Source organism: Streptomyces fractus (assembly GCF_049844455.1).
GTDB lineage: Bacteria > Actinomycetota > Actinomycetes > Streptomycetales > Streptomycetaceae > Streptomyces > Streptomyces fractus.
In genome coordinates this window covers 879,279-894,071 of sequence record NZ_JBMYHI010000002.1, presented here as the reverse complement: position 1 = coordinate 894,071, position 14,793 = coordinate 879,279, and the positions used below count along the sequence as shown (strand labels likewise).

At 71.6% G+C, this 14,793-nt stretch carries 16 protein-coding genes; 5 read left to right on the top strand and 11 right to left on the bottom strand.

Annotated elements, in window-relative coordinates; genetic code table 11:
• Positions 1–62 precede the first annotated feature (62 nt).
• Together ACP4E5_RS06140 and ACP4E5_RS06135 are read right to left on the bottom strand one after the other, a co-directional pair.
• The gene (locus tag ACP4E5_RS06140; protein WP_425825702.1) at positions 63–935 is read right to left on the bottom strand and encodes an isocitrate lyase/PEP mutase family protein; all 873 of its coding nucleotides are present in this window, start codon (positions 933–935) and stop codon (positions 63–65) included.
• Between the two features lie 82 nt (positions 936–1,017).
• Entirely contained in the window at positions 1,018–1,965 is a 948-nt protein-coding gene (locus ACP4E5_RS06135) for an MBL fold metallo-hydrolase (RefSeq protein WP_425825701.1), read from the bottom strand.
• Between the two features lie 129 nt (positions 1,966–2,094).
• On the opposite strand from ACP4E5_RS06135, the gene ACP4E5_RS06130 reads away from it, so the two are divergent.
• The 4 genes from ACP4E5_RS06130 (at position 2,095) to ACP4E5_RS06115 (ending at position 5,144) form a co-directional block, all read left to right on the top strand.
• Complete coding sequence (locus tag ACP4E5_RS06130) at positions 2,095–2,280, top strand: hypothetical protein (protein WP_425842171.1); 186 nt, start codon at positions 2,095–2,097, stop codon at positions 2,278–2,280.
• A complete protein-coding gene (locus tag ACP4E5_RS06125; protein WP_425825700.1) occupies positions 2,267–3,658 on the top strand; it encodes an amidase in 1,392 nt (463 codons plus the stop codon). The genes ACP4E5_RS06130 and ACP4E5_RS06125 overlap by 14 nt, the downstream gene beginning before the upstream one ends.
• 78 nt (positions 3,659–3,736) lie before the next feature.
• Entirely contained in the window at positions 3,737–4,297 is a 561-nt protein-coding gene (locus ACP4E5_RS06120) for a TetR/AcrR family transcriptional regulator (protein WP_425825699.1), read from the top strand.
• 142 nt (positions 4,298–4,439) lie between these two features.
• Entirely contained in the window at positions 4,440–5,144 is a 705-nt protein-coding gene (locus ACP4E5_RS06115) for a DUF4232 domain-containing protein (protein ID WP_425825698.1), read from the top strand.
• On the opposite strand, the gene ACP4E5_RS06110 is transcribed toward ACP4E5_RS06115, so the two are convergent.
• The 9 genes from ACP4E5_RS06110 to ACP4E5_RS06070 form a co-directional block, all read right to left on the bottom strand.
• The gene (locus tag ACP4E5_RS06110; RefSeq protein ID WP_425825697.1) at positions 5,137–5,895 is read right to left on the bottom strand and encodes an ABC transporter ATP-binding protein; all 759 of its coding nucleotides are present in this window, start codon (positions 5,893–5,895) and stop codon (positions 5,137–5,139) included. The genes ACP4E5_RS06115 and ACP4E5_RS06110 overlap by 8 nt on opposite strands.
• Positions 5,896–5,904: 9 nt before the next feature.
• On the bottom strand, positions 5,905–7,539 hold the full coding sequence (gene mdlC / locus ACP4E5_RS06105) for a benzoylformate decarboxylase (RefSeq protein ID WP_425825696.1): 1,635 nt from the start codon (positions 7,537–7,539) through the stop codon (positions 5,905–5,907).
• Positions 7,536–8,324, bottom strand: coding sequence for an ABC transporter permease (locus tag ACP4E5_RS06100; protein WP_425825695.1), 789 nt, complete (start codon positions 8,322–8,324; stop codon positions 7,536–7,538). The genes mdlC and ACP4E5_RS06100 overlap by 4 nt, the downstream gene beginning before the upstream one ends.
• A 44-nt stretch (positions 8,325–8,368) precedes the next feature.
• Positions 8,369–9,154, bottom strand: a complete 786-nt coding sequence (locus ACP4E5_RS06095) for an ABC transporter permease (RefSeq protein WP_425825694.1) — start codon at positions 9,152–9,154, stop codon at positions 8,369–8,371.
• Entirely contained in the window at positions 9,151–10,107 is a 957-nt protein-coding gene (locus tag ACP4E5_RS06090) for an ABC transporter substrate-binding protein (protein ID WP_425825693.1), read from the bottom strand. The genes ACP4E5_RS06095 and ACP4E5_RS06090 overlap by 4 nt, the downstream gene beginning before the upstream one ends.
• 79 nt (positions 10,108–10,186) lie before the next feature.
• Positions 10,187–10,690, bottom strand: coding sequence for a MaoC family dehydratase (locus tag ACP4E5_RS06085; RefSeq protein ID WP_425825692.1), 504 nt, complete (start codon positions 10,688–10,690; stop codon positions 10,187–10,189).
• 50 nt (positions 10,691–10,740) lie between these two features.
• Positions 10,741–11,169 carry a hypothetical protein gene (locus tag ACP4E5_RS06080; RefSeq protein WP_425825691.1) on the bottom strand — a complete coding sequence of 143 codons (429 nt, stop codon included), beginning with the start codon at positions 11,167–11,169 and terminating at the stop codon, positions 10,741–10,743.
• Positions 11,170–11,178: 9 nt separating this feature from the next.
• A complete protein-coding gene (locus ACP4E5_RS06075) occupies positions 11,179–13,452 on the bottom strand; it encodes an ATP-binding protein (protein WP_425825690.1) in 2,274 nt (757 codons plus the stop codon).
• A gap of 172 nt (positions 13,453–13,624) precedes the next feature.
• Complete coding sequence (locus ACP4E5_RS06070) at positions 13,625–14,206, bottom strand: LOG family protein (RefSeq protein WP_425825689.1); 582 nt, start codon at positions 14,204–14,206, stop codon at positions 13,625–13,627.
• A 357-nt stretch (positions 14,207–14,563) separates the two neighbouring features.
• Here ACP4E5_RS06070 and ACP4E5_RS06065 point away from each other — a divergent pair, with 357 nt between their 5' ends.
• Positions 14,564–14,767: a cold-shock protein gene (locus ACP4E5_RS06065; protein WP_020119326.1), complete on the top strand. Its 204-nt coding sequence runs from the start codon at positions 14,564–14,566 to the stop codon at positions 14,765–14,767.
• The last annotated feature ends 26 nt before the right edge of the window (positions 14,768–14,793 follow it).

Below are 14,793 nucleotides of genomic sequence, written 5' to 3'. Positions count from 1 at the left end.
GGAGCGGCTGGCGCCTGGCGGCGTGGCGGCCGCCACCGGTCCGGTGGGCTGAACCGGGCCTGTCAGGCGCGGGGTCCCGCCCCCTTGTCGTACCGGCCCCGCAGGTCCTCCCAGAACCCGAGCCCGACGGACTCGAACAGCCCGCGCACCGGCAGCTGTCCGGCGGTGCCGAGGTCGCCGGTCGCCGCGCGGGTCAGCGCGTCGCGCATCGCGGCCGCCGCGCTGCCCACGTTGACGAGCGGCATGATGACCAGCGCGTACCCGGCCTCGCGCAGCACGTCGAGATCCGCGTCAGGTGTCTTGCCGCCGGGCACGAGGTTGAAGAGCGCGGGCGCGGCGACCTCGGACGGCACCCGCCGCACCTCCTCGACGGTCTGCGGCGCCTCGACGAACACCATGTCCGCGCCCGCCTCCACGTACCGGTTGACCCGGCGCACGGCCTCGTCGAAACCGTGCGTGGCACGGCAGTCGGTGCGCGCGATGAGGACGGTGTCCGGATCGCGGCGCGCCTCGGCCGCCGCCTCGATCTTCGCGGCGAACTCCTCGGCGTCCACCACGCGCTTGGCGTCGAGGTGTCCGCAGCGCTTGGGGAACTCCTGGTCCTCCAACTGGATCGCGGCGACCCCGGCGTTCTCGTAGAGCTGCACGGTCCGGTACGTGTGGGTGATGTCGCCGAACCCGGTGTCCGCGTCGGCGATCAGTGGGATGTCCAACACCCCGGCGAGCAGCCCGGCCTGACGCACCATCTCGGTCTGCGTGGCGAGCCCGATGTCCGGCAGCCCGTTCGCCGCCGCCACCGCGGCCCCCGACATGTAGGCGGCGCGGAACCCCGCCCCGGCCGTCAGCGACGCCGACAACCCGTCGTACACACCAGGCGCGAGCACCGCCGACCGCTCCCGGAGGGTCTCCCGCAGCCGCTTCCGTGTGTCCGTCATGAGCCTGCCTCCACCGGGTCGGTTCCTCGTTCGGTTCCTCGTGTGAGTCCTCGTGCGAGATCAATTTCTCATCATCAATTCCTCATTCGACCTTCCGAGGGGCTGTGGGGGAAGTGGGCGACGCCAGTTGGGGAGCGGGCCGGTGCGGGCCGGCAGGGACGGGGCAGAGTCGGTAAGCGCCATCGTGGGTGACGACGCGGCCGGCGGTGGGTGGTGCGAAGTGGGTGCCCAGGACGAGCGTGTCCGTGTCGGCGAGCGAGTCGAGCAGCGCGCGACGCGAGGCCTCGGACCGGTGCGGGTCGATGTCGACGCAGGCGCCGATGTCCGGGTGGGCGAGCTGTACGGGGTGGTGGACGCAGTCGCCGGTGATGAGCGCCGTGCCGCCGTCACCGGTGAGTTCGACGGCCACGTGGCCGGGGGTGTGTCCCGGCGTCGGGAGCAGGCGCAGGCCGGGGGCGACGGTGAGGCCATCGGCGGGGACGTCGACGAGGGCGAGCAGCCCCGCCTCCTCCACCGGGATCACGGAGTCCCGGAACATCTGCTCGCGCGCCTCGTCCATGTCGTACGCGGCCCAGAACTCCCGCTCCGTGCGGGAGGTCAGGTAGCGGGCGTGGGGGAAGGTGGGCACCCATGTGTCGTCCACCTTCCGTGTGTTCCAGCCGACATGGTCGGCGTGCAGGTGGGTGAGGATCACCAGGTCGATCGAGTCCGGAGGGAATCCGGCGTCGGTGAGGATTCGCAGGTAGTCGGTCTTGAGGTCGTGCCAGGCGGGGTTGGCCCGCTCCTTGCCGTTGCCGACACCGGTGTCGACGAGGACGCGCAGTCCGCCGACGGTGAGGGCGAACGTGTGGCTGTCGATGCGGAGGGTGCCGTCGGCGTCCGTGAAGTGCGGGTGCAGCCAGTCCTGTTGGGCGACGAGCTCCGGGGTGGCGCCGGGCAGCAGCCACGGTCCCATGGCGGGCGGCAGGGGTGTCTCGTCGATTCGGTGGACGGTGATGTCACCGACGGTCCAGGAGGGGGTGGTGGTCATGAGGATCCATCCTTCGAAGCGGCACGAAGCGGGGAGCCGAACGCTAAAAGCAACGTGTTTGCGTTAGTGGACCGTAGGCGCTACGGTCCACTAACGCAAATGATTAGCGTTTGGGTTCAAGGAGGAACCGTGGGACCGTCCATGTCCGATGTCGACCGCCGTGCCGCCGTCGCGGCCACCGCCGACCACGTCCGTTCCGTCGTCGCGGTCCTGCGGGAGCTGGACTTCGGGGACACTCCGCCCGCCCTCGCCTACCGCGCGGAACGACCGGAATTCACGAAGCCCGAGCAGGAGAATCCCGTTGCAGCCGTATGAGATGTCTCTGAGTGAAGCCGCCGACGCGATCGGGCAACGCCGGTTGTCACCAGTCGAGTTGACGGACTCGGTCCTGAGTCGCCTCGCACACGTGGAGCCGGGTCTCGGCGCCTACGTCACCGTCACCGCCGAACGGGCCCGCGAAGCCGCACGTGCCGCAGAGCGCGATTTGTCCGCCGGCCGCCATCGAGGCCCGCTGCACGGCATCCCCATGGGGCTCAAGGATGTGATCGACGTCGAGGGTGTGGCGACGACGGCCGGCTCCCGGGTGCGCGCCGGTCACCGCGCGCGGGCCGACAGCGCGGTCGCCGCCCGCCTGGCGGAGGCCGGCGCCGTACTGCTGGGCAAGACGCACACGCACGAGTTCGCCTACGGCCTGATCACCCCGCAGACCAGCAACGCCTGGGACCCCGGCCGGGTCGCCGGAGGTTCCAGCGGCGGATCCGCCGTCGCCGTCGCCTCCGGCGCGGCGACCTTCGCGCTGGGGACGGACACGGGCGGGTCGATCCGTGTGCCGGCCGCGCTCAATGGCGTCGTCGGACTGAAGCCGACGTACGGCCTCGTCCCCCGTCGGGGCGTCACCTCCCTGTCCTGGTCGCTGGACCACGTCGGCCCGATCACCCGCACCGTCGAGGACGCGGCGCTGGTCCTCGGCGCGCTGGTCGGGCACGACCCGGACGACCCGGCCTCGCTCCATGCCCCGGTCACGGACTACCGGCCGGGCGCGGACACGCGCCTCGCGGGGCTGCGCGTCGGGGTGCCCCGCACCTACTACTTCGACCACGTGCAACCGGAGGTGGAGGACGAAGTCCGGCGTGCCATCGGCCAGTTGGCGGACCTCGGCGCCACCCTCGTCGAGATCGACATTCCGATGGCCCGGTACGTACAGGCCACGCAGTGGGGGCTGATGGTGCCCGAGGCGACGGCGTACCACGAAGGCACCCTGCGTACGGTCCCCGAGCTCTACCAGGATGACGTCCGCACCCTGCTCGAGGCCGGCGAGCTGATGCCCGCCGGGGACTACCTGCGGGCCCAGCGCTCCCGGACGCTGATGCGGGAAGAGTGGGCCCGCGTGCTGCGGCAGGTCGACGTGGTCGCCGCGCCCGCCGTCCCCGCGACCGCCGTCGAGGCGTCCCAGGAGACGATCACCTGGGCCGACGGCACGGTGGAAGCGGTGTCCGACGCCTACGTACGCCTGTCGTCCCCGGCGAACATCACCGGCATCCCTGCCCTGTCCGTACCGGTCGGCCACGACACGGCCGGGCTGCCCATCGGCATGCAACTTCTCGGCCGCCCCCTCGGCGAGCGCACCCTCCTCCGGGTCGGACACGCCTACGAGCGGACCCGGCCCGCCCGCGCGCTCGCGCAGGCGGCATGAGAAGCGGACGGACCGCCGCCCGCGCAGAGAAGAGAGCGGAGAGCACAGACGCAATGATTTCGCTTTAGCATGGGTCCCATGAGCAGGCAGATGGCACGTCCCGGCGGGCGCAGCGCCCGGGTCCAGACGGCGGTGCACGAGGCCGTACGCGAACTCGCCGCAGAGGTGGGCCGGGACGCGCTGACCGTGCCGATGGTCGCCCAGCGTGCGGGCGTGACACCCTCGACGGTGTACCGGCGCTGGGGGGACCTCCAGGCGCTGCTGTCCGACGTGGCGGTCGAGCGGCTGCGGCCCGAGACGGATCCGAAGGACCACGGCTCCCTCTCCTTCGACCTGACGGTGTGGGCCGAGCAGTTCCTCGACGAGATGGCCTCGCCCGCCGGCCGCGCCTACATCCGCGACGCCCTCCTCGGCGACCCGGACGGCAGCAACGCGGGCCAGTGCTCCGCCTACGCCGCCGAGCAGATCGACGTCGTCCTCGCTCGCGCGAAGGGGCGCGGGGAGAAGGCCCCCGACGTCGAGAAGGTCATCGATCGCGTCGTCGCACCCCTCATGTACCGGATCCTCTTCCGCCCGGACGGGATCGACGCCGCGTACGCCCGCCGCCTTGTGAAGGAGACGCTCGGCAGGGCCGGCTGAACCGGCCGCCGACACATGGGCATGGGCATGGCGGTGTTACACAACCCGGACAGGTCCATGATCGGCCGATGATGAGCGCCCACGTAGTGTCATGGCACAACGACTTGACCAGTCGACAGTCATCCAACGGGGGAGCAGTTCCATGTCCGTACGTCTCGCACACCGTTCCGGCCGCATCGTCCTGACCGCGCTCGCCGCGGTGTCCCTGTCGGTGGCCGCGACCGCGTGCTCCTCGGGGGCCGCGGAGAAGGACAGCGGCAAGCAGAGCACCTCCAGCGGGTCGAAGGCCGACTCGCACGACGGTGCCAAGGCAGACACGAAGTCCGACGCGAACGCCGGATCCGGTGCCAAGGTCGAGGACGCCACGCAGGCCGAGGCAGGCGCCGACGGCAAGGCCGGCGCGGGTGCCACCGGGACCGGCGCCTCGAAGAAGGAGCGCGTCGGCCAGTCCTGCGGCACCAACGACCTGGACTTCACCGTCGGTGTGGAGTCGCAGGCCGGCGGCTACTACCTGCTCACCGCCAAGGCCAAGCCGGGCATCACCTGCTACCTGGAGGGCAAGACCGCCGCCGTCGCCTTCGGCTCCTCGCCCGACAGCCACGCGGGCCCCGCCGAGCAGGCCGTCAGTGACACCATCAAGCTCTCCGGTTCCACCAAGGCGTACGCGGGGGTCAACCCCAAGTCCGTGAACGAGAACGGCGGAGTCGAGTTCGGGCAGATCATCGTCTCCGTGGGAGACACCGGGATCGCCCCCGTGTCCCTGAAGCTCCCGGACACCGCTGTCGTGGCCAAGCCGATCGCCACCAACTGGCACGCCGACCCCGCCGACGCCGTCCCCTTCAGTTGAGGTTCGCGGCCCTGACCGTCCGTCCCACCTCCGCCCGCAGCTTCACGAACTCCGGCAGCCCTCGCGTCGCGATCTGATCGCGTTCCACGGGGAGTTGGACGCGCAGGTCGAGCGCGATACCGGAGTCGGGGGCGGGCGAGAGGGCGACCACGCGGTCGCCGACGTAGACACTCTCGTCGATGTCGTGCGTGACGAACACGATCGTGGTGCCGTCCGTGCGGTGGACGTCGAGCAGCAGGTCCTCCAGGTCCTCGCGGGTCTGCGCGTCGAGGGAGCCGAAGGGCTCGTCCATGAGGAGCAGCGACGGGCGGACCACCAACGCGCGTGCGATCGCGACGCGTTGCTGCATGCCGCCGGACAGCTGCCAGGGGTGGCGGCGGGCCGAGGCTTCGAGGCCGACGCGTTCCAGGATGCGGTCGGCCGCGTCCCGCCGTTCCGCGCGGCGCAGGCCCTGGCGGCGCAGCGGCAGCGCCACGTTGTCCCGGACCGTGAGCCAGGGCAGCAGGGAGCGTCCGTAGTCCTGGAACACGACCGCCAGGCGGTCGGGCACCCCGGTGACCGGTGTGCCGTCGACGGTGATCGAGCCCTCCTGTACGGGGAGCAGCCCCGCGATCGTGCGAAGCAACGTCGACTTGCCGCAGCCCGACGGGCCTACGACACACAGGAGTTGACCGTCCGGCACGGTCAGTGACACGTCGTGCAGGACGCGGTGGGAGCCGTAGGACTGGCTGATGCCGGTGAGACGGAGCATGCCGGGCCCTCACCTGGCCCAGGGTTCGTAGAGTGTGCCCTCGGTGCCGGCGACCTTGAGGTGCAGCAGGTGGGGGCCGGCCTCGTCGTCGAGCTGTGTCACCGCGCGGTCGAGGGCCTTGCCGAGGTCGTCCGGGCGGTCCGCGTAGTCGGCCGCGCAGCCCAACGACGCGGCGAGGCCCGCGAATTCGATACCGCCGATGTCCGTTCCGGGCGCCGAATCGATGCCGATCCGGCGGCCCAGCGCGCGCACCGCCCCGTAGCCGCCATTGTCGAGGACGATGAACGAGACAGGTGCCCGGTGCCGGGCCGCCGTCCACAGCGCCTGCACCGAGTACATCGCCGAACCGTCGCCCAGCACGCACACCACGCGCCGGTGGTCGGCGAGCGCCCGGCCGACGGCCAGCGGCAGCCCCCAGCCGAGCGCTCCGCTGCCCGTGGTCAGGAAGCCACCCGAGCGGTCGACCGGGACGCGCGCGTGGAACGTGTCGCGGTGGCTCGGGGCCTCCTCGACGAGCACGCGGTCGCGGGGCAGGCGCCGGTGCAGTTCGTCGAGGACCAGCTCGGGTGTGAGGTGGTCGCTGCCCGCGACGGTCACCGGGGTGGGGCGGACGCGGGGCGGAGGCGGCTCGCGGTCCGACTCGCCCACCAGAGAGGCGAGTTGGGTCAGTGCCGGGCGCAGCGTGGTGACCAGGCTCGTGCCCGTGGGGAGGTAGGCCGCCTGGGCCGGGTCGCAGTCCAGGTGGAAGAGTTCGGTGCCGGGCGCGAGCGGCGGGCTGTCGTCCGCCACGTGGTACGTGAACACCGGCGTCCCGAGCGCGACCACCACATCGTACGGTTCGAGGCGCCCGGCCAACTGGCCTGCCACTGGCGGCAGGAACCCCTGGAACAGCGGATGCGACTCGGGGAAGCCCGAGCGGCCGGACAGCGGGCGGATCCAGACGCCCGCCCGGATCCGCTCCGCCAGCGCGAGCGCTTCGGGAAGCGCCGCCTCGTCGTCCACGCCCGGGCCGACGACCAGTGCGGGTCGGGCGCACGCGTCGAGGCGGGCGGCGAGCGTGGCGAGCGCGTCCGGGTTCGCGGTGAAGTCGGCGTGCACGGCCCGGGGTTCGACCGGCTGGGCCGCCCGGTTCCAGTCGTCCTCGGGTACGGACACGAACACCGGGCCGCGCGGATGTGTCATCGCCACGCGGTGGGCCTCGGCGAGGACGGCCGGAACGTCCTCGGCACGCTCGGGCTGGCGCGCGAACTTGACGTACGGGCGCGGGAATTGGGCCGGTTCGTCGGCCCCGAGGAAGGGCCGCAACTGGATCAGGGAGCGCGCCTGCTGACCGGCGACGATCACCAGCGGCACCCGGTCCCGGTAGGCGTTGAAGACGGCGCCGAGCGCGTTCCCGACGCCGCCCGCCGAGTGCAGACTGACGAACGCCGCGTGTCCCGTGCCCAGGCTGTGCCCCGCCGCCATGCCCACGGCCGTGGCCTCCTGGAGGCCCAGGACGTAGCGGAAGTCGTCGGGAAAGTCCCGGAACATACTCAGCTCCGTGGAGCCGGGGTTGCCGAAGACCGTGGTCATGCCGGTGGCGCGCAGCAGCCCGACGACCGCCTCCAGCACCGTGCCGTCCTTCGCCCCGTCCGTCGTCGTCATGCCGTCCTCCCCGTGCCGAGCACGCGTTTCTCGATGGCCAGCAGGCCGCTGTTGAGCAGGTAACCGAGGACGCCGAGCAGTGCGAGTGCCGCCCACACGGTGAGCAGGTCCGAGCGCGACTGGGCGTCGGTGAGGATGAAGCCGATCCCGTTCTCGGTGCCCGGCAGCAGCTCCGAGAACACCATGAGGATCAGCGCGAGTGACAGGCTGAGGCGCAGTCCGGCGAAGATGCGGGGGAGCGCGGACGGCACGATGACGTACCGGAGCCGCTCGGCCGTGGTGAGCCGCAGCGCGGCGGCGACCTCCAGGCGCAGCGGATCGGTGTTCCGGGCGCCCTCCGCGGTGTTCACGAGCACCGGCCAGACGGCACTGAACACGATCGACGTGATCTGCATCGGCGTACCGAAGTCGAGGACCACGACAAAGACCGGGACCAGGGCGGGCGGCGGGACGGCCCGCGCGAACTGCAGCACGGGATCGCACAGCGCGTACACGCGCCGGGAACGGCCGATCGCCACCCCGAGCACGATCCCGGCGAAGGCCGCGAGCAGGAATCCGACCGCCATCCGGCCGAGGCTCGGGCCGATGGTGTCGAACGCGGCGTCGGTGAGGAAGGCGTGCCCGACCGGCCCCGAGAACCACAGGTCGTACGCGTGCCGCGCGATGCGCGACGGGGGCGGGAAGAAGACGCTGCCGTGCGCGCGGGCCCCCACCTCCCACAGCGCGACGGCGAGCGCGAGGACGGGCCAGCGCAGCAGGGACCCTGCCGCGCTCCGCGAACGCACAACCACCTTGGTTCGATGGGTAGTTGGTGTCGTCTCCGTCCTCGTCATGCGCGCACCGCCCGCCGCTCGGGCGTCCACGGGAACATCCGCCGCTCGCCCCACACCAGTACGCCATTGATCAGCAGGCCGAGCACGCCCGCCCACACCACGCCCGCGAGCACGTCCCGGTTGCCGTCCGTGGCCTGCTGGGCCTGCGCGATGAAGATGCCGAGACCCTCGCCGAACCCGGACAGGAGTTCCGTGGCGACGGCCACGACGAGCGCGACGGCAGCCGAGATGCGGATGCCCGCGGCGATGAACGGCGCCGCGCCGACCAGTTCGACGCGCAGCAGCACCGCGGCCCGTCCGAAGCCGAAGGCGCGCAGCGTGTCCTTCGCCAGCGGCTCGCCCTCCCCGAGGCCGTACATCGTGTTGAACAGGATCGGCCACACCGACGCGTACGTGACGAGCGCGACCTCCGTCTCCGTACCGGAGCCGAGCAGCAGCGACACCAGCGGGATCAGCGCCACGGACGGCAGCGGCCGCAGGAACTCCACGATGGCGCGCACCGCCGCGTCGACCACCGGGACGCTCCCGAGCAGCAGTCCGGCCGGCACGGCGATCGCACACGCGAGCGCGAGCCCGAGCACCCAGGCGCGCAGCGTGGCGCCGACCCCGTCGAGGAACACGGGGTCACCCGCCAACTCGACGGCACGGGCCAGGACGTCGGACGCGGGCGGCAGATACTCGCGCCGGACGATCCCCGCGCGCGACACCGCCTCGCACACGCCGAAGGCCAGCAGCACGCCGAGGACGCCGAGCCCGGCGTTCCGGCGCACGCGGCCGGTCACTTGACGACGAGCGTCGACGGGTCGATGTCCTTCTTCAACAGCCCCTGTTTCCGCATGAGTTCGGTGAGGCGCCGCAACTGGGCGGGGTCGGTCCTCGCCGGATACGCGGGCAGCCCCATCGACTTGGCCTGCGCGGGCTTGACCTTGCTGTACGTGGGGACCACCTTGCGGACGGCGGATGGGTCCTCGTCGGCGATCTTCGAGGCGGCCTCGATGGCGCGCTTGAACTTGGCGGCGGTTTCGGGGTTCTGCTTCGCGTACTTCGCCGTGGTGACGTACCCGCTGATGGGCAGCGACTCGACGGGGCTCGCGGCGCCGTCGATGAGGACCTTGGCCTTGAGGTCGTCCTGGATGGCGCTGTCGAAGGGCTCGACGACATGCACGGCGTCGACCTGGCCCTTCTCCAGGGCGGCCCCCATCTGCGGGAACGCGATCTGCCGGTACGCGGGCGTGCCGGCGCCCCGCTTCTCCAGGATCGCGTCGAGCGTCAGCGTCTGGATGTTGTTGAGGATGTTGACCGCGACCTTCTTGCCCTTGAGGTCGTCCGCGTTCTTGATCGCGGAGCCCTTCGGCACCAGGACATCCATCATGTGCGGCGCCATCCGCACGCCCTCCGCGAGGATCCGCACGTCGAGCGTGCCCTTCTCCTGGGCCTGGAGGAAGGTTACGTAGTTGGCGCTCGCGATCACGTCGACCTGGCCCTTGGACAGGGCGGGCAGCGCCTGGATGCTCTGCTGAACGGGCTGGATGCGGACATCCAGCCCCTCCTTCTTGAACAGCCCGCGGTCGCGGGCGATGTACAGCGCCGCGGAGTCCGTCAACGGCAGTGCGGCCACGGTGACTTGGGAGTCCTGGCCGCCGCCGGAACCGTCCGAGCCGCCGCCCCCGCACGCCGTCATCAGTAGGGCAAGTGTGGTGACGGCCACCGCCGCCCCGCCCGTACGCGTCTTCACCTGACGTAACGTCACAAGCATTGCTTATCAGGCGGTTGACGGTGATCGCCACAGGGCCTCCGCCGCCGTCACCCGAAGTTCACCGGTCGCGGCGCAGCAGCAGATTCATGGCGGTGAGGGTCAGCACGACCTCGCCGTGCTGGTCGAGGACCTCGACGTCGGTGTGGACGAGGCCCCGGTCCGGCTTGGAGCGCGAGGGGCGGGCTGCGCGGACCGTGGCGCGGATCGACAGGCTGTCACCGGGGCGGACCGGGCGCGGCCAGCGCAGCTCGTCGATGCCGGGCGAGGCCAGGCTCGCGACCTTGCTGATGTAGTGGTCGGCGTACAGCCGCATCATCACCGACGCGGTGTGCCAGCCACTGGCGATGAGCCCGCCGAAGGGGCCGGTGGCGGCGGACTCGGGGTCGGCGTGGATGTCCTGCGGGTCGAACTCCCCGGCGAAGCGGAGGATGGCCTCCTCGGTGACGGTGATGCTGCCGTAGGTGTACGACGCTCCGGGAACGTAGTCCTCGAAGTACCGCTTCTCGATAGGGGTGTTGAAGTCGGGGCCGATGGCGTGCGTCGATGTCGATGGGGTGTTCATCGCTCGCACGGTACCGGTCGCGCGAGCGCCGGCGTCGCGTCCGCCGCCGGTTACGCGTCGCCTTCGCCGCCGAAGCGGTGGCGGAACTCCTCGGCGAGGGTGCCGCCTGCCGCAGCCACCAGCTGACCGACGACCGGGTGGATGACGAGGCTCGTGACGGCGCCCGCGAGCGCGGGGAGGTGGCGGGCGAACCAGCGGCGTACGTACTCCATGGTGGAGAGGTCGGGCTCGGTCGCGGTCGCGGACTCCTCCAGCTCGTCGAGGAGTTCACCGGCGCGGTCCGGGGCGTCTTCGGGCAGCAGCGCGCGGACGCGGGTGAACTCGGCGCGCAGCTCGGCCAGTTGCTGCTCCGTCACGGCGGCAGGCGTGACGGAGCCCTCCACCCGGGAGACGGTGTTGTCGCGGCCGACGACCACCTGGCCGGAGACGCCGCCCTCGGTCCGGATCTCGTAGTGGTCGCCGCCGGGTGTGTGGGGCATGAGGTCTCCTCAGTCGATGCCCGGGCCGGGCTCGGAGGGTGAGAGGTCGGGTGAGATCGGATCGGGCGAGACGGGAGACACGGGCGGGTCGGGCGAGATGGGCGGGTCGGTGGGAAGCAGGACGGCCGTCGCGGTGACCTGCATGGACACGTCCCGACCGCCGCCGTCGTCGGGCATGGTGACCTGCGCCTCGTACGGGCCGGGCTTTTTGGGTGTGAAGGTGACCTGGAAGACGCAGTCGCGCGAGCCGCCTGTCGGCGGGCACGAGGCCAGCGCGGTCCTCCAGTTGGCCGGGTCGTCGGCCTTCAGGGCCTGCTCGTCGTCGCACTCGAGCCACGTGGTGAAGTGGACGGTCTCGGTCTTCGTGTCGCCGACCTTGACGGCGCCGAAGTCCCGTGGGGCCAGTGCGGTCGGCTGACAGGTGACTGGGCCCGACGGGGGTGTGGTGCCGCGCGGACCCGCGGGGGAGGTGGTCACGGGCGACGACTCCTGCGTCGCGCTCGGGTTCGTGGGCGACTCGGTGGGACTCGTGGTCGAGAACTGGGTCAGGGGCGAGGTGATGCTCGGCGTACCGTCCACCACCACCGGCGGGGAGCCGCCGGCCAGGGTCGCGGCCCCGACCGCCACGCCCGCCGCCGCCAGGACGCCACCGGCGCCGACCGCCACGGGGTGCGACGCGACGACATGGTGCACGGAGTGGCGTGCCTGGTGAATCCCCCAGCCCCGCGGTCGTTGAGGTCCCACGCCGCTGCCGATCGGGCTGCCGGCGCCGGGCGGACCGCTCGGCGCCGGCGGGCCGCCCTGGCCGGGGCCCGGTATGCCACCACCCCCGCCGCCGCCCGCGTGCGCCGCCACGTACCCCACACCCCCGCCACCGCCCGCGAGTCCCGACGAGGCCGTGCTCAAGGCGATGACCCGTACGTGCACCTCGTGGGCGAAGTACGACTCGTCCGCCGCCGCGCCAAGGAACTGAGCCGCCGCCCTGCCGTAGCGCAGGACCTGCCCCCACACACCCCAGTGCAGCGAGAGCGCGAGCAGTGGGGCCGCGGCGCGTGCGAGATCCCGTACGCCCCGGTGGTCCTCCACCATGGCCAGGTTCCCCAGGACCCGCCGGATCGCGGCGGCCTCTGCGCACGCCTCGTACCGGGTCGCGCGGGTCCGCAGCCAGTGGGTGAGGGCGGGTGCGAGCTTGGCGGCGGCCGGGAGCACGCCGGCCTGCTGGGCGACGAGGACGGCGAACGGTCCGCAGGAGGCGAGGTTGTCGCCGTCGACCTCGACCAGCCGCAGCGCGGTGAGTTCGGCGAGCGCCGCCGGATCGGGACGTACCCCGAGCGCTGCCAGGAGGACCGGTGACGCGGGCAGCGGGGCGAGGGTGCACAGCGGCCGCAGCAGCCCGATCGCCCGCTCAGACAGCCGGGCGGACGTGCCGACGGCGAGCGCGGTGTCGTCGACCGGGAAGAATCCGGGAGGCCATGGCGGGCCGGTCATCTGACCGGAAGCGCCGCGCCCCTGTGAGGCGTTGAACGCGGCGGCTGCTTGCAGGACGGTCTGCGGATGCCCGTGGACGGCCGCGACGAGATGCCGGGCGGCGTCGGCCGCGGGCCCGCCGGGGTAGTAGCCCACCTCGCGGGCCAGCAGCTCGAACGCGTGCTGCTCGTGCAGCCCGTCGAGCCGCAACGGGCGGGCCTCGGGGCGTTCGATGCGGTCCACGGCGGCCGTGAGCAGCCGGCAGCCGGGTGTCGCCTCGACCAGCGTGCCCAGGTCGTCGGGGGAGACCTGGAGGTCATCGACGATCAGCACCACGTGCAGGGCGCCCAACAGCTGCCGCAGGGTGGCGGGTTCGGGCTTGTAGCCCTCGCAGGGGCGGCCGTCCGCAAGCTCGTAGCAGGCCTGGAAGAGCTCCTGGAGCAGGTCCTCCGTCGTCCTGTCGGCCGCGTGCAGATGGAGGACGGGCCGACCGAGCGCGATCTGCTCGGCGGCACAGCGACGCAGCAGCGCGCTCTTGCCGATGCCGGGCGGCCCGAAGACCTGAACCCGTCTCCCGGACCCCAACCAGGCGCTGATCGCGGCGAGTTCACCGTCCCGGCCGATGAGCACCTCGCCCTGGCCGCGCAGCGCGGACCCGCCCGGATACGGCCGGGCCCGCAGCCGCAGCTCCGGCGGACCCTCGGGCCGGTAGGCGACATACGCGCCCTGCTCCGCATTGATGACGACATTGTTCCGGCCGACGACGACCTGCCCGTTCACTTCCCCGCGCACGTCGACCCTGCCCATATCCCCCATGGGCTCGCCTTTCCCCCGTTACTCCATGACAGCGTTCTACGCCGTCGGGCAGCCCCCATCAAGGCAGTTACGGCAGATAGGGGCAAGAGGGGTAAAACGAGGCGGAAGTGGAGGCGCCATCGCGGGGCCGCCATCGCGGGGCCGGTCTCGCCGTCCGCACCGTGCGCGTCCGCTACCGCAGGCCTTCCCCGTGCGCGGGCTCCGGGCTGCTGCGCAGCCGCTCCTCCAGGGCCTCCAGCAGACCGGGCAGGTCGGGGGCGACAGCGAGGTCGTCGAGCGTGGAGGCCGGGAGGAAGCCGGAGTCGGTGATGCCGCGCAGGGCGCCGAGCAGAGGCGTCCAGAAGCCCCCGGCGTCGAGGAAGCCCACCGGCTTGGCGTGGAAGCCCAGCTGGCGCCAGGACCACACCTCGAAGATCTCCTCCAGCGTGCCGAGCCCGCCGGGCAGGGCGACGAAGGCGTCGGCCTGGTCGGCCATGATCGCTTTGCGCTCGTGCATCGAGTCACATATCAGCAGTCGGGTCACGCCCTCGTGCGCCCACTCCCGGTCGACCATGTCGCGCGGCATGACCCCGATGACCTCGCCGCCCGCCTTCAGCGCACTGTCCGCGATCGCGCCCATGAGGCCGCGGCGCCCGCCGCCGTAGACGAGGCCGATGCCACGACGGGCGAGTTCCGCACCCACAGAGACGGCCACTTCGGTGTGGGCCGGGTCGACTCCGTTGGACGAGGCGAGAAAGACGGCGAGGCGGCGCATGGGCATCTCCGGGTGGGCGGCGGCGGACGCTCCGGTCTACCACGGGCGCGGCAGCCCGATCCTGTGCTTTGAGTGACTCAATATCTATGCCCGCGCAATGAGGGTTTTGCGGACCAGGTGGTGAGAGTTTTTGGCGGGGCGGGAAAACCGGAATTGGGTGGTGGGTGCAGGCGGTTCTTGCGTGCTACTGTCGGTACAAGTTGCAGTTGTGGTTCCCAAAACTTCAAGTGCCCCAGACCTGCTCCTGCAGGCTGGAGCGCTTTTGTATTTCCGGTCATTTCCGGTCGGGGTAATCATCGCGGCGACACAGTGTCCGCACGGTGCGGATACCGATGTACTGCCCCAAGGAGATATGACATGGCTACTGGAACCGTGAAGTGGTTCAACTCGGAAAAGGGCTTCGGCTTCATCGAGCAGGACGGCGGCGGCGCTGACGTCTTCGCCCACTACTCGAACATCGCCGCCCAGGGCTTCCGTGAGCTGCTCGAGGGCCAGAAGGTGTCCTTCGACATCGCGCAGGGCCAGAAGGGCCCGACGGCCGAGAACATCGTTCCGGCCTGACACTGACGCGCATTTTGCAGCTGGGG

What these genes read in the sequence shown, in the direction of transcription:
- ACP4E5_RS06065 (WP_020119326.1), top strand. Translation starts at nt 14,564, where the DNA reads ATGGCTACTGGAACCGTGAAGTGGTTCAACTCGGAAAAGGGCTTCGGC.
- ACP4E5_RS06115 (WP_425825698.1), top strand. Translation starts at nt 4,440, where the DNA reads ATGTCCGTACGTCTCGCACACCGTTCCGGCCGCATCGTCCTGACCGCG.
- ACP4E5_RS06070 (WP_425825689.1), bottom strand. Translation starts at nt 14,206, where the DNA reads ATGCGCCGCCTCGCCGTCTTTCTCGCCTCGTCCAACGGAGTCGACCCG.
- ACP4E5_RS06140 (WP_425825702.1), bottom strand. Translation starts at nt 935, where the DNA reads ATGACGGACACACGGAAGCGGCTGCGGGAGACCCTCCGGGAGCGGTCG.
- ACP4E5_RS06135 (WP_425825701.1), bottom strand. Translation starts at nt 1,965, where the DNA reads ATGACCACCACCCCCTCCTGGACCGTCGGTGACATCACCGTCCACCGA.
- ACP4E5_RS06085 (WP_425825692.1), bottom strand. Translation starts at nt 10,690, where the DNA reads ATGAACACCCCATCGACATCGACGCACGCCATCGGCCCCGACTTCAAC.
- ACP4E5_RS06080 (WP_425825691.1), bottom strand. Translation starts at nt 11,169, where the DNA reads ATGCCCCACACACCCGGCGGCGACCACTACGAGATCCGGACCGAGGGC.
- ACP4E5_RS06110 (WP_425825697.1), bottom strand. Translation starts at nt 5,895, where the DNA reads ATGCTCCGTCTCACCGGCATCAGCCAGTCCTACGGCTCCCACCGCGTC.
- mdlC (WP_425825696.1), bottom strand. Translation starts at nt 7,539, where the DNA reads ATGACGACGACGGACGGGGCGAAGGACGGCACGGTGCTGGAGGCGGTC.
- ACP4E5_RS06075 (WP_425825690.1), bottom strand. Translation starts at nt 13,452, where the DNA reads ATGGGGGATATGGGCAGGGTCGACGTGCGCGGGGAAGTGAACGGGCAG.
- ACP4E5_RS06120 (WP_425825699.1), top strand. Translation starts at nt 3,737, where the DNA reads ATGAGCAGGCAGATGGCACGTCCCGGCGGGCGCAGCGCCCGGGTCCAG.